This window comes from Halorubrum ruber (assembly GCF_018228765.1).
In the GTDB taxonomy this organism is placed as follows: domain Archaea; phylum Halobacteriota; class Halobacteria; order Halobacteriales; family Haloferacaceae; genus Halorubrum; species Halorubrum ruber.
This window is the reverse complement of sequence record NZ_CP073695.1, coordinates 535,725-549,147: the sequence shown is the minus strand read 5'-3', so window position 1 is coordinate 549,147 and position 13,423 is coordinate 535,725. Positions and strand designations below refer to the sequence as shown.

At 70.6% G+C, this 13,423-nt stretch carries 9 protein-coding genes; 5 read left to right on the top strand and 4 right to left on the bottom strand.

Annotated elements, in window-relative coordinates:
• Positions 1-3 precede the first annotated feature (3 nt).
• Positions 4-1,521, top strand: a complete 1,518-nt coding sequence (locus tag J7656_RS02575; protein WP_017343747.1) for a molybdopterin-dependent oxidoreductase — start codon at positions 4-6, stop codon at positions 1,519-1,521.
• Between the two features lie 25 nt (positions 1,522-1,546).
• Here the strand turns inward: J7656_RS02575 and recJ are convergent, their stop codons facing one another.
• Positions 1,547-2,965 (bottom strand): RecJ family nuclease, encoded by a 1,419-nt coding sequence (recJ, locus tag J7656_RS02570; protein WP_017343746.1) that lies wholly within the window; start codon positions 2,963-2,965, stop codon positions 1,547-1,549.
• A 198-nt stretch (positions 2,966-3,163) separates the two neighbouring features.
• Here recJ and J7656_RS02565 point away from each other — a divergent pair, with 198 nt between their 5' ends.
• The 3 genes from J7656_RS02565 to J7656_RS02555 all read left to right on the top strand — a co-directional run bounded on the left by J7656_RS02565 (position 3,164) and on the right by J7656_RS02555 (position 8,041).
• The gene (locus J7656_RS02565; RefSeq protein WP_017343745.1) at positions 3,164-4,495 is read left to right on the top strand and encodes an O-acetylhomoserine aminocarboxypropyltransferase/cysteine synthase family protein; all 1,332 of its coding nucleotides are present in this window, start codon (positions 3,164-3,166) and stop codon (positions 4,493-4,495) included.
• A gap of 4 nt (positions 4,496-4,499) precedes the next feature.
• Entirely contained in the window at positions 4,500-5,798 is a 1,299-nt protein-coding gene (metX, locus tag J7656_RS02560; RefSeq protein ID WP_017343744.1) for a homoserine O-acetyltransferase MetX, read from the top strand.
• Between the two features lie 593 nt (positions 5,799-6,391).
• The gene (locus tag J7656_RS02555; protein WP_211553996.1) at positions 6,392-8,041 is read left to right on the top strand and encodes a long-chain fatty acid--CoA ligase; all 1,650 of its coding nucleotides are present in this window, start codon (positions 6,392-6,394) and stop codon (positions 8,039-8,041) included.
• Positions 8,042-8,083: 42 nt separating this feature from the next.
• On the opposite strand, the gene J7656_RS02550 is transcribed toward J7656_RS02555, so the two are convergent.
• Positions 8,084-8,524: a DUF5807 family protein gene (locus J7656_RS02550; RefSeq protein ID WP_211553994.1), complete on the bottom strand. Its 441-nt coding sequence runs from the start codon at positions 8,522-8,524 to the stop codon at positions 8,084-8,086.
• 365 nt (positions 8,525-8,889) lie between these two features.
• Here J7656_RS02550 and J7656_RS02545 point away from each other — a divergent pair, with 365 nt between their 5' ends.
• Positions 8,890-11,373, top strand: a complete 2,484-nt coding sequence (locus J7656_RS02545) for a DEAD/DEAH box helicase (protein WP_211553992.1) — start codon at positions 8,890-8,892, stop codon at positions 11,371-11,373.
• Between the two features lie 34 nt (positions 11,374-11,407).
• Here J7656_RS02545 and J7656_RS02540 read toward each other — a convergent pair whose 3' ends face one another.
• Together J7656_RS02540 and J7656_RS02535 are read right to left on the bottom strand one after the other, a co-directional pair.
• Positions 11,408-12,511, bottom strand: a complete 1,104-nt coding sequence (locus J7656_RS02540) for a molybdopterin-dependent oxidoreductase (protein WP_017343739.1) — start codon at positions 12,509-12,511, stop codon at positions 11,408-11,410.
• 60 nt (positions 12,512-12,571) lie between these two features.
• Positions 12,572-13,399, bottom strand: coding sequence for an MBL fold metallo-hydrolase (locus tag J7656_RS02535; RefSeq protein ID WP_211553990.1), 828 nt, complete (start codon positions 13,397-13,399; stop codon positions 12,572-12,574).
• Positions 13,400-13,423: the final 24 nt, after the last annotated feature.

Sequence of the window (13,423 nt, the reverse complement as noted above, 5' to 3'; positions counted from 1 at the left end):
ATCGTGATCAACGTTACCGAGCGCCGGGAAACGCTCCTCGCCGCGGCTGCCGGCGCGGCCGCGATCGCCGGGTCGTACCTCGTCGCGGGGTGGACGCCGTCGTTCGTCGTCAGGCCGGTCGACCAGACCGTCGTCAACCTGACTCCCGGACCGATCGTGACGGCGACGATCGAAACGCTCGGCGAGGCGGGCCACCTGCTCCACATCGCGCTGGCGCTCGCGGTCGCCGTCGGGCTGTTCGGGGCGGTCGCGTTCGCGGGCCTTCGGCTCGCCGCGCACACGGACCGGCGAGCAGTCGGCGCCGCGGTCGCGGGAGGGGGATCCTGGCTGCTCGCCGCCGGCCTAACGGGCGTCTCGACGGGTGCGCTGGGCGCGGCGCTCCCCGCGGCGGCCGTCGTCGGGATCGGGTGGCTACCGTCGTCCGCGACCCCGTCCGGAGGCGACACCGACGCAGTGAGGGACGCACCGGCCGTCGTCAACGCGGTACGCCGCCGGACCCTCGGGGTCGTCGCGGGGGCGCTCGGGTTCGTCGCCGCGACCGCGGTGGGCCGGCGGGCGCTCGCGTCGGAGGACGAGCCCCTTCCCGACGCCCCGCGGTCGGAGGGCGCGGCCGCGCGGCTCCGGGAACTCGACTCGGCGTCGCTGGCGGTCGAAAGCGACGGCCTCCAGGGGATGGTGACGCCGATCGGCGAGTTCTACAACGTCGACATCGCGGAGTTCGACCCGGAGGTCACCGCCGACGAGTGGTCGCTGACGTTCACCGGCGAGACCGGCTCCGAGCGGACGATCGAGTTCGACGAGCTGATCGACCGGCCTGTCGAGAACCGCGCGGTAACGCTGCGGTGCGTCGGTGAGGACCAGAACGGCCGCCGAATCGGCAACGCCGTCTGGACGGGGACGCCGATCCGGCCGCTGCTCGAATCCGTGGACCCGCAGGGCGACTGTAACTGCGCCATGCTGCGCGGCGAGGACGGCTACTACGTTCAGTTCCCGGTCGACGTGCTCGCCGAGGGGTTCCTCGTGTGGGGGATGAACGGGAAGGAGCTCCCGACGAGCCACGGCCATCCGGTCCGGGTGTTGATCCCGGGCCACTGGGGCGAGACGAACGTGAAGTGGCTCTCGGAAATCGAACTGCTGAACGTCGAAGACGACGGCTACTGGGAGGAGCGCGGCTGGGAGGGGACCGGCGAGGTGACCACCGTGGCCAAGCTCTGGGACGAGGGTGTCACGGAGCTCGGCGACGGCCGGATCGAGCTCGCCGGCCACGCCTACGCCGGGACGCCCGGCATCGAGCGCGTCGAGGTGTCGACCGACGGCGGCGACACGTGGACCGACGCCGAGCTCTCCGAGGCGCTCCCGGACGCGGACGTCTGGCGACAGTGGCGCCACGTCTTCGAGCCCGACGGCCAACACGAGGTCGTCGTCCGCGCGGTCGACGGCGAGGGGACGCGCCAGACCAGCGAGGCGTCCGGCCCGGTTCCGAGCGGCGCGTCGGGCTGGGTCCGCCGGACGGTCGGGTGACGACCGCGCGGCGTCGGCCTCCCCGTCAAGAGAGCTGCTCGCCGACGATCCGGTCGGCCTCGGCGAGGAACGCGTCGCGCTCGTCGATAGGAATGGTCGCGCCCGCGGCCACGTCGTGGCCGCCGCCGTCGCCGCCGACCGCCTGGCTCGCCTCGCGCATCACCGCGGAGAGGTCGAGCCCCCGCCGGACGAGCGCGTGCGACCCGCGCGAGGACACCTTCAGCTCCTCGGCGCTCTCCTCGGCGAAGGCGATCACCGGCTTCGATCGGTCGACTGCCGGGGAGCCGACCGCCATCCCGGCGACGATGCCGACGATCGTCTCGCGGATGCGGGAGCCGGCGTCGAACCACTGGAGGTTGTCCTCGTGGGTGACGCCCTCGTTTTTGACCCACTGGAGCCCCTCGGAGAGGTTCCGCCGGTGGGTGCGGAGCAGCCGGCGGGCCTCCGCGAGCGCGTCGCCGCGGTCGCCGAGACACACCGCGAGGCCGACGTCGCCGCGCTCGTAGCGGGCGGTCGCGTTGAGCAGCGTGGAGAACTCGCTGACGTCGCGCAGCTCGGTGCCGGGCTCCTCATCGACCAGCGTGTAGGAGGTGCCGACGAGCGCCTCGATCCGCTCGGACGGGACCCCGGAGGCGACCGCGCGGCGCATCAGCGCCGACGCGAGGGTCCGCCGCTCGTCGCCGTCGAGGTCGACCCAGCGCCGCCACTCTCCGTCGCGTTTCACGTCGACGTCGAGGTCGGTGAGGAAGGAGATCGCCCCCGCCTCGTCGTTCGATATCCCCGGGATCTTCACGTCGGAGGCGTACTCCAACAGCTTCGGGAGCGGGCGGGTCTGTCTGCCGTACAGGTCGAGATCGGTCCGGGCCTCGAGGACGCCCGCGTCGACGCCGTCGGCGACGATCGACTCGTTGGCGCCGACGAGCCCGCCGTCGGAGTTCTGCATGTCGCCGACCGCGCCGACGACCGCGAGCCCGGCGAGGTCGCGGTTGTCGCCGTCGGGCCCCTCTAAGGCGCGGGCGAGGAGGTAGCTTGCGCCGGCGCCGGAGAGCTCGCTCGCCCCGTCGATCCCCTCCAGCAGGGGGTTGAGGTGGTACCGTGTGTCGCGGTCGGCGGGCTGGTGGTGGTCGGCAATGACGGGGACGAAGTCGCCGCGCTCCTCGTGGTCGGCGATGACGTCGAGCTGGCCGGAGCCGAAGTCGGTGAAGAGGACGACGTCGAACTCGCGGGCCGCGATCCCGGCGATCGAGTCGGCGTCCAGCTGCTTCTCGAAGACGACCTCGTGGTCGATCCCGGCCCGCGCGAGCGCGGTGGACGCGATCGCGGCGCTCGTGATCCCGTCGGCGTCGATGTGCGACGCGAGCAGCACCCGGCCGGCCTCGCGCAGCCGGTCGGCGCAGTCGGTCGCGCGGTCGTCGAGGTCGGGAACTGGGGCGGCGACTGCCATTACCACCGGTTGGCGCCCGATCGGGCATAAACGCACGCTTCGGAGCGGCGGACGTGAACCGGCGTGGCACCGTCAACGCCGCGACGGTGTCGACGCCGCGACGCCGTCGGCTCCGGTTTGGTCGCGTCGCTCCGCCGAAGGGGCATCAATTGCCGTAACTGACGGTTATAGAAGTACGTAGCCGTATGAGCAACAAACATGACACGTGGGTTCAACACCCGGAGTCTCCACGCCGGCGCCGAGCCCGACTCGGCCACCGGCGCCCGCGCCACGCCGATCCACCAGACCACGTCGTACGTCTTCGACGACGCGGACACGGCGGCGGAGCTGTACGCGCTCCGGGCGGAGGGCCACGTCTACTCTCGGCTGTCGAACCCGACGGTGAGCGTCTTGGAAGACCGGATCGCGGATCTGGCCGGCGGGTCGGACGCGGTCGCGACCGGCTCGGGGATGGCCGCGTTCGACGCGATCACGACCGTTCTCGCGAGCGCGGGCGACAACGTCGTCGCCAGCTCCGAGATGTACGGCGGGACCGCCGCGTACCTCACGAGCATCGCGAACCGGCGCGGGATCGAGTCGCGGCTCGTCGACACGCTCGACTACGAGGCGTACGCAGACGCGATCGACGACGACACCGCGTTCGTCCACGTCGAGACGATCGCGAACCCCTCGCTCGTCACGCCCGACTTCGAGCGGCTGGCCGAGATCGCCCACGAACACGCGGTCCCCCTCGTCGTCGACAACACCTTCGCGACGCCGTACTGCTGTCGCCCGTTCGAACACGGCGCCGACATCGTCTGGGAGTCGACGACGAAGTGGATCACGGGCAACGGCACCACCGTCGGCGGGGTCGTCGTCGACGGCGGGCAGTTCCCGTGGGATCACCCCGACGCCGACTACGACGAGCTCGACGGCGAGTCGCCCGCCTATCCGATCGACTTCGTCGAGCAGTTCGGCGACGCCGCCTTCGCCAACGTCGTCCGCCAGCGCGGCGTGCGGCCGACCGGCGGCCAGCAGTCCCCCTTCGACGCGTGGCAGACGATCCAGGGGCTCAACACGCTCCCGCTGCGGATGGAGCGCCACTGCGAGAACGCGCGGGAGGTCGCCGAGTTCCTCCGCGGTGACGACCGCGTCGACTGGGTGAGCTACCCCGGCTTCGAGGACCACCGGAGCCACGACAACGCCGCCGAGTACCTCGACGGCTTCGGCGGGATGGTCACCTTCGGCGTCGACGGCGGGTACGAGGCCGCGAAGGGCTTCTGCGAGTCGGTCGACCTGACGAGCTTCCTCGCGAACATCGGCGACGCGAAGACGCTCGTCATCCACCCGGCCTCCACGACGCACGCGCAGATGGACGAGACCCAGCAGCGCCTGGCGGGCGTCTACCCGGAGATGCTCCGGCTCTCGGTGGGCATCGAGGACGTCGACGACGTGATCGCCGACCTCGACGCGGGGCTGGCCGCGGGCGAGCGCGCCGCGGCGGGGCGAACCGGAGACGACGGAGCCGCGGCCGGCGAGGAGGGGGAGTGACCCGATGAGCGCCGTCCCGACCGACCACGGGGTCGCCGAGCTCGGCGAGTTCACCTTCGAGTGCGGGCAGTCGGTCCCCGACTTCGAGGTCGCCTACGAGACCCACGGCGAGTTCGACGGCGACAACGTCGTGTTGGTCTGCCACGCGCTCACCGGGAGCCAGAACGTCGCGCGCTCGCCCGAACCGGAGCGCGACGCCGAGACGACCGGGGCCGGACAGGCCGGGCAGGCCCGCGCGTGGTGGGACGACGTCGTCGGTCCGGGGAAAGCGATAGACACGACCGAGTACTACGTCGTCTGCGCGAACGTCCCCGGCTCCTGTTACGGGACGACGGGCCCGGCCAGCGAGCGGCCAGCTGACCTCGACCTGCGCGAGGAGCCCGACCACGACCGCTGGGGGACCGCGTTCCCGCCGGTCCAAGTCGAGGACTGGGCGCGGGCGCAGCGCCGCCTCCTCGACCACCTCGGCGTGGGGCGGCTGCGGGCGGTCGTCGGCGGGAGCGTCGGCGGGATGAACGCCTTGGAGTGGGCGAAGCGGTACCCGGACGACGTCGACCGCGTGGTCGCCATCGCGACCGCGGGGCGGCTCGACGCGCAGTGTCTCGCGCTTGACGCGGTCGCGCGCCGGGCGATTCGCGCGGACGAAAATTGGAACAGGGGGAACTACTACGGCGACGACCGCCCGGACCCGACCGAGGGGCTCGCCATCGCCCGCCAGATCGGCCACATCATGTACCTCTCGAAGGCGTCGATGGAGCGGAAGTTCGGGCGCCGGTCGGCCGGCCGCGACTCGCTCACGCGAGAGGACGGTGACCTCGGGCTGCCGCCGGAACCGACGGCCGGATTCTTCCCGTACCGCGAGGTGGAGTCGTACCTCGACTATCAGGCGGAGGGGTTCGGCGACCGCTTCGACGCGAACAGCTACCTCTACCTGACGCGCGCCATGGACGAGTACGACCTCGCCGCGGGCCACGGGACGGACGCCGACGCGCTCGCCGCCTTCGAGGGCGAGACCCTCCTGATGAGCTTCACCGCCGACTGGCACTTCACCGTCGAGCAGTCGGCCTCGCTCGCCGACGCCTTCCGCGAGTCCGGGGTCCCGGTCGCGCACCACGTAATCGACTCCGACCACGGCCACGACGCGTTCCTCGTCGAACCGGAGCACGTCGGGCCGCCGGTCCGCGACTTCCTCGCCGACGGCGTCGACGGCCGCGCGGTCTCCGACGAGGGCGGCGACGACGGCGACGACCCGCGCCCGAGTTCCGACCACGCGCCCGTCCACGCGAGCCTGTTTCGGGGGTAATCACCCTTTTAAATAGAATATGTGCGGTGGCGCGTGCCGACGAGCGCCCGGAGGGCGCGAGTCGCACGCGCGAGGGAGTCGCGAGCGCTTTTAAGCGCGAGCGACGAGGCTGGGGAGGCGTGAGGAGTTGTGCGGAGCGGTGCGGGGCGGGACTCGAAGGGGCAGCCGGGAGGCGGGCGCAGGCGACGCGAGCACCGCAGGGAGCGAACGGAGTGAGCGACCGAGGAGCGCGGCGAGCGTGCGCCCGCCTCCCGGCTGGGGCTTCGGTGGCGTTCGTGTCGGTCGCCGGTTTATAAATCCCACAATTGTGCGGCCGAGCGGCTGGGGCTTCGGCGGTGTGCGTGTCGATCGGTTATTTATAAGATCTACCGTCGTACGGCCGAACGACTGAGACTTCGGCGGTGCTCGATATCGACCTCCCAGGAGCTGTTTATAAGCAAACGGCTAAGGTGCGGGCGACTCTCACCGACGACCGACCGCTGACCGTTTTTAAATAACCTGTCGAGGCGAGACGGGCGCTCTCCGAGTATCCACGAAGATTCACGATCAATCATGATAACGTTCATAGTTCCCGACCACGTGGAGTCTAAGGTATGCCAGGCGGACACGCGCAGACCCTGCGACCGTTCATGTGGCGCGCCGAACGACTATACCCGGACACCGAGATCGTCTCGCGCACCCACGAGGGGCGCACCCGGCACACCTACAGCGAGTACGCCGACCGGACCGCACAGCTCGCGAACGCCTTAGACGACTACGGGATCGAGCGCGGCGACCGCGTCGCGACCTTCTGCTGGAACCACACGCGGCACTTCGAGACGTACTTCGGCGTCCCGAACACGGGCGCGCAGCTCCACACGATCAATCCGCTGCTGCCCGACGAACACATCCAGTACATCGTCGACGACGCCGACGACGAGATCATCTTCGTCGACCCGTCGCTGGCCGAGAAGATCGCGGGCGCGGCGGAGGGCGCCGAGGAGTTCGACGACGTCGACTTCGTCGCGATGGGCTCCGAGGGGATCGACGCGCTCGACGCGCCGGCCTACGAGGAGTTCATCGCGGACCACTCGACCGAGTACGACTGGCCGGATCTCGACGGCGACCAGCCCGCCGGCCTCTGTTACACCTCCGGCACCACGGGGAAGCCGAAGGGCGTCGAGTACACCCAGTCGATGCTGTGGAGCCACACGATGGCCTCCCAGACGCCGCAGGGGATCCCGATGGAGGACTCGGACGTCGTCATGCCCGTCGTCCCCATGTTCCACGTCAACGCGTGGGGGATGCCGTTCACCGCGGCGGCCGCGGGCGCGAAGCACGTCTACCCCGGCCCCTCGCCGGACCCCGCGGACCTCGCGGCGCTGATCGAGGAGGAGGGCGTCACGATCTCCGCGGGCGTGCCGACGGTGTGGCTCGGCCTGCGCGAGTACGTCGAGGAGGGGAACGACGTCGACCTCTCGACGCTCGACACCGTGATCATCGGCGGCGCGGCCGCGCCGAAGGCGCTGATCGAGTGGTACGACGAGCGCGACGTCGAGGTGCTCCACGCGTGGGGGATGACGGAGCTGTCGCCGATCGGCACCGTCTCGCACCTCAAGAGCGACCTGCGCGACGCCGACTACGACACGCAGGTGAACAAGCGCTCGAAGCAGGGGCTCGTCGTCCCCGGCCTCGAGTTCGAGGTCATCGACGAGGACGGCGAGGAGGTGCCGTGGAACGGCGAGGACTTCGGCGAGCTCCGGATCCGCGGCCCGTGGGTGACGAAGGAGTACTTCGCCCGCCCGGAGGCGAGCGAGGAGGAGTTCGTCGACGGCTGGCTGAAGACCGGCGACGTGGTCACCGTCGACGAGGACGGCTACATGCAGCTCGTCGACCGCACGAAGGACGTGATCAAGTCGGGCGGCGAGTGGATCTCCAGCGTCGAGTTGGAGAACGCGATCATGGCCTACGACGGCGTCAGCGAGGCGGCCGTCGTCGGCGTGCCCCACGAGCGCTGGCAGGAGCGCCCCGTGGCGTTCGTCGTCGTGGCCGACGGCGTCGACCGCGAGGAGATCGTCGAGCGGATCGAGACCGGCCTCCGCGAGGAGTACCCCAAGTGGTGGGTGCCGGACGCGGTGGAGTTCATCGACGAGGTACCGAAGACCGCCACCGGGAAGTTCTCGAAGAAGGACCTCCGCGAGCAGTACGGCGACCAGTCGCTCGTCGACGGCGCCGTGCCGGAAGACGACGCTCCTGAGGAGTAAGGTCGCCCGCGGCCGAGGAGTAAGGTCGCCCGCGGCCGCGATCTACTCGCCGTCGCGGTCGCCGATCACCCACTTGTGCGAGTAGCTCTCGCCGCAGGTGCAGTGGGCGTACGCGTGGACCACGTCGCCCTCGGCGTAGAGGCCGCCGACCTCCTCGTTTTGCGCCTCCGCGAACGCGAAGACGAACTGGACTTCGTGGTCGTCGGGCTCCTCCTCGGCGAACGGACACGCCCCGCCGTCGAGCGAGCGCGCGACCTCGCCCTCGGCGTCCATCGCCGTCTTCGCGAACTCCATCGCGCCCATCCCCGTGCCGGCCTGGAACGCTGAGCGCCCGGTCTCGCCGTCGAGGATCAGGCGCACGCCGCCATCCGTCTCCTCTCCGACCTCGCGCAGCCGGGAGTCGTCGTCGAGGTACGCGTCGCTCAGGTAGAAGACCACGTCGTCGAGCCGCTCGCCCGCGAGGAACTCGTCGAGGTTGCTCATGCCGGCCGGAGGCGCGTGAGCGGTAAAAGGCGTGCGAGTCGGCCCGAGCGGAGACGGCGCGTCCCGGCCGAGCGGGGACGGCGCGTCCCGGCCGAGCGGAAACGACGCGCGTCACGGTCGGTCGGGAGAGGCAGAGCTGCCCGGACCCGTGCTAAATCATGCAGAATCGGGGTAACTGTTAAGACGTACCACGGAGATCCGTCGCGTGATGAGTACGCAGACCAGATCCGGCGACCGGCTCGCGGAGTGGGCACAGCTGGTCGACGAGGACGTGCCGGAGGAGCTCCGAGAGGAGCGTTCCGGCGACGGATAACTTTCACCGCGCTTCGCGAAGGCTTTAGGCCGGTGCCGGCCAAGAGCCGCCGATGGCGACCGAGGCCGCCGGGATCGACAGACCCCTGCTCGTCGACGACTTCCTCCAGCGACGCCGCTACCAGCTCCAGTTGGCGGACGCCGCCGCCGACGAACACACCCTCGTCTGTCTCCCGACCGGCCTCGGCAAGACCACGGTCAGCCTGCTCGTCACCGCAGAGCGCCTCCACGAGGCGGGCGGGAAGGCGCTCTTTTTGGCCCCCACCAAACCCCTCGTCCAGCAGCACGCGGACTTCTACCGCGAGGCGCTCTCGATTCCGGACGACGAGATCGTCGTGTTCACGGGCGACGTGAAGCCGGACGACCGCGCCGCGCTCTGGGACGACGCCCGGATCGTGATCGCGACCCCGCAGGTCGTCGAGAACGACCTGGTCGGCAACCGGATCTCGCTGCGGGACGTGACCCACCTCACCTTCGACGAGTGCCACCGCGCGACCGGCGACTACGCGTACGTCTACATCGCGGAGCGCTACCACGCCGACGCGGCCGACCCGCTCGTCACCGGGATGTCCGCCTCGCCCGGCGGCGACACCGAGGAGATCGAGACGGTCTGTGAGAACCTCGGCCTCGTCAACGTCGAGGTGATGACCGAGGAGGACGCCGACGTCGGCGAGTACACCCACGACACCGACGTCCAGTGGGAGCAGGTCACCCTCCCGGACGAGGTCCTCGACATCCGCGACGCGCTCAACGAGGTGATCACCGACCGGCTGGAGAAGCTGAAACAGCTCGGCGTGACGAACACGACGAACCCCGACCTCTCGCAGAAGGACCTCAACAAGATGCGGGGGAAGCTGAAACAGATGATGGACAACGACCAGTCGGACGGGTACAAGGGGATGTCCACCCACGCCGAGGTGATGAAGCTCCGGCGCGCGACGGAGCTGGTCGAGACCCAGTCGGTCGAGTCCGTCCGGCGCTACTTCGAGCGCCAGCGCGAGGCCGCCCGCTCGTCGGGCGCGTCGAAGGCGAGCCAGCGCATGGTCGCGGACCCCAAAGTGAGAGAAGCGATGCGGAAGGCGGAGTCGTTCGACGGGCTCCACCCGAAGTTCTCGAAGGCCCGGATCCTCTTGGCCGAAACCCTCGGCATCGACGGCGGCGAGCGCGCCATCCTCTTCACCGAGTCGCGCGACACCGCCGAGGCGCTCGTGGAGTTCCTCTCCGCCAGCTTCGACGTGCGGAAGTTCGTCGGGCAGGGCGACAAGGAGGGCTCGGACGGGATGAGCCAGAAACAGCAGCAAGAGACGCTCGACGAGTTCAAGAACGGCGAGTTCGAGGTGCTCGTCTCCACGAGCGTCGCGGAGGAGGGGCTCGACGTCCCCGAGGTCGACCTCGTCTGCTTCTACGAGCCGGTCCCGACCGCGATCCGCTCGATCCAGCGCAAGGGGCGGACCGGCCGGCAGGCCGAGGGGAAGGTCGTCGTCCTGATGGCCGAGGACACCCGCGACGAGGCGTTCTTCTGGATCTCCCGGCGTCGCGAGAAGAAGATGGCGAGCCAGCTCGCCGAGCTAAAGGAGGCCACCGACGACATCGAGGAGTCCGTCGGCGACGACGGGCAGGCCGGCCTCGACGCGTTCGGCGGGGGGTCCGAGGGTGAGAGCGACAACCCGGACGTCGAAGTCGGCGACGGCGCAGAGACGATCGACGGGGACAGCGACGACAGCGGGGACGACGACGCCGGCCTCACCGACTTCGCCGAGGAAGTGCGCGAGAGCGAAGAGGAGGAGAGCGGGGAGAGCGACGAGGCCGACGCGCAGGCGAGCGACACCGATGAAGACGCGGCGGCCGACGACGACGACGGCGTCGTCGCGACCGCGGGCGTTGAGGAGGGCGTCGAGGTCGTCGTCGACCAGCGCGAGCTCGACTCCTCGATCGCGAAGGACCTCTCGACGCGCGACGGGCTCGTCACCCGGCTGGAGACGCTCGCGGTCGGCGACTACGTGCTCTCCGACCGCGTCGCCGTCGAGCGCAAGTCGGCGGCCGACTTCGTCGACTCGATGCTCGATTCCGACCGCTCGATGTTCGAGCAGGTCGGCGAGCTCTCGCGGGCGTACGCCCGCCCGGTGATGGTGGTCGAGGGGACGAACCTCTACGGCCAGCGCGACATCGACCCGAACGCGATCCGCGGCGCGCTCGCGTCGCTGGCGGTCGACTTCGACGTGAGCGTCCTCCGCACCGAGGGCGAGGAGGACACCACCGAGCTGCTCGCCACGATCGCCAAGCGCGAGCAGGAGACGCGCGACCGCGAGGTGAGCGTCCACGGCGAGAAGACGACGAAGACCCGCGCGGAACAGCAGGAGTACGTCGTCTCCTCCATCGCCGACATCGGCCCGGTCACTTCCCGGTCGCTGCTGGAACACTTCGGCACCGTCGAGGCCGTGATGACCGCGCACGAGGAGGACCTCTTGGAGGTCGACGGCGTCGGGCAGGTGACCGCCGAGCGCATCCGCGAGGTCGTCGGGAGCGAGTACGAATAGCTGGCCGCACCGGGGTCGTGAACGCGATCGCCGGTCAGTCGAACCCGCTCACGAGCGTCACCACCCACTGGCCGAGGTCGTACTCCGACCGCACCTCCACGCGCGTCACCCACTTCACCCACTGGAACCCCCGCCGGTCGGGCGCGACCAACCGCGCGGGCGCGCCGTGGCCGTGCGAGAGGCGCTCGCCGCCGACGTGCGTCGCGAGCAGGGCGTCCTCAGCCTCGTCGATCGGGAGGCTCCAGCGGTAGCCCGTCACGGAGGTGAACCGGACGTAGGCCGGCTCGCGGTCCGAGTTGTCGGAGTCGACCCCGCCGGCCGCGTCGAGCAGGTCGCCGACCCGGATCCCGCCCCACTCCTGGACCGTGTACCAGCCGCTGGTACAGTCGAGCAGCGCCTCCGTCTCGTGACCCGCGGCCAGCTCGTCGGCCGCCAGTTTGACGGGGTCGCTCACGAGGCCGTCGACGGTCAGCCGGTAGTCGTCGCGGTCGATCAGGTCGGGGTCGTCGGCGACCCACGACGTGATCGGGAAGGCGGCGTTTCCCGCCCCCGTGCGGGGCTGCGACCCGGTGAACCGCCGGTCGGCGCCGGCGGTGTCGAGCGCGTCGTTGACCCCCTGCTGGAGCCGGTAGGTCGCGCCGCCGGCCGCGAGCAGCGCGAAGTAGCGGACCGCGGTCCGCCGGCGCTCGAAGTCGACGCGGCGGGGAAGCCGGAACCGCGTGGAGGCGTGCGCGGCCACGAGCGGGACGAGCGCGAGCCCGAACCCGACGTGGACGGACAGCAGCGTCCAGTAGGAGATCCGCACGTCGAGGCCGAACACCCACGCGATCCCGGTCGCGAGCGCGCCGACCGCGGCGACGAGCGTCAGGACGGAGAGCGCGGTCGACCGCTGCCAGAGGCCGGGGTCGGTGAGCCGGCGACGGACCCGCGCGAGCTTCCACGCGAGCAGCGCGATGATTCCGAGCCCGAGCGCGCGGTGGAGCCAGAAGAGGGGCCACCCCTCGGGGACGCCGACGGTAAAGGAGACCAGTCCCGTACCCGCCTCGGCGACGACGAACGCGAACAGCGACCAGTCGACCGCGCGCGGCGGCGGCTCCAGGCAGTCGAGCGCGGTCCGGAGGCGGTTCGTCGCGGCCATCTACGCGTGCTACGTGCTACCGAGACAAAAGGATACAGTCCGCGGGGGGCATCGCGCTCGCTACAGCTCGTACACTTCACCGTCGACCGCGAGCGGCTCCTCGAACGCCTCGTCGGCGGGGTAGAAGTGCGCGAGGTGGACGAGCCGTGTCCGGTCGGCGTCGAGGTCGTCGGCGAGCGCGAGCGCGCCCTCCCGCGTCATATGCTTCGTGCCGAAGGTGCGCGGGACGCCGTCCGGCCCCTCGTGGCGCCCGCCGATCGGGTGGTGCTCGCACAGCGACGCGGGGACGATGGCATCGGCGAGCAGCAGGTCCGGATCGGCGAGTGCCTCGCGCGAGTCCTCGGGGACGTCGTAGCTCGTGTCGCCGGTGAGCGAGAGCTTCGCGCCCGTCTCCGGGTCCTCGATCACGACGCCGTAACAGAGGAGCGGCGGGTGGTCGACCGGGACGAACCGCACATCGAACCCGCAGGTCTCGAACGGCTCGAAGGGGTCGCGGGCGTGGACGCCGATCCGGTCTTCGAGGTAGTCGTACTTGTCGCGGATCGTCTCGGCGACGCTCTCGTCGGTCGCGGGATCGGTTTCGTTCGGCGCGTGAACCGGGAGCCCGTCGACGAGCCGGTAGACGTTGCCGAGCCCGTCGAGGTGGTCGAAGTGGATGTGCGTCACGAGCCCGGCGTCCGGGAGAGGAACGTCGGCGGCGAGGAACTGCTGTCTGAAGTCGGGACTGAAGTCGACGAGCAGCGACTCGCCGGTGCGCTCGTTGGCGACGTGGACGGAGAAGCGCGACCGCGACACCCCGCGCTCGCGGGCCGCCTCGCAGGTGTCGCAGTCGCAGCCGACCGTCGGCGTCCCCGTCGTGTCGCCCGTCCCGAGGAGGGTGACCCGCATGGATCGCGGTGCGCGGGCCACGGC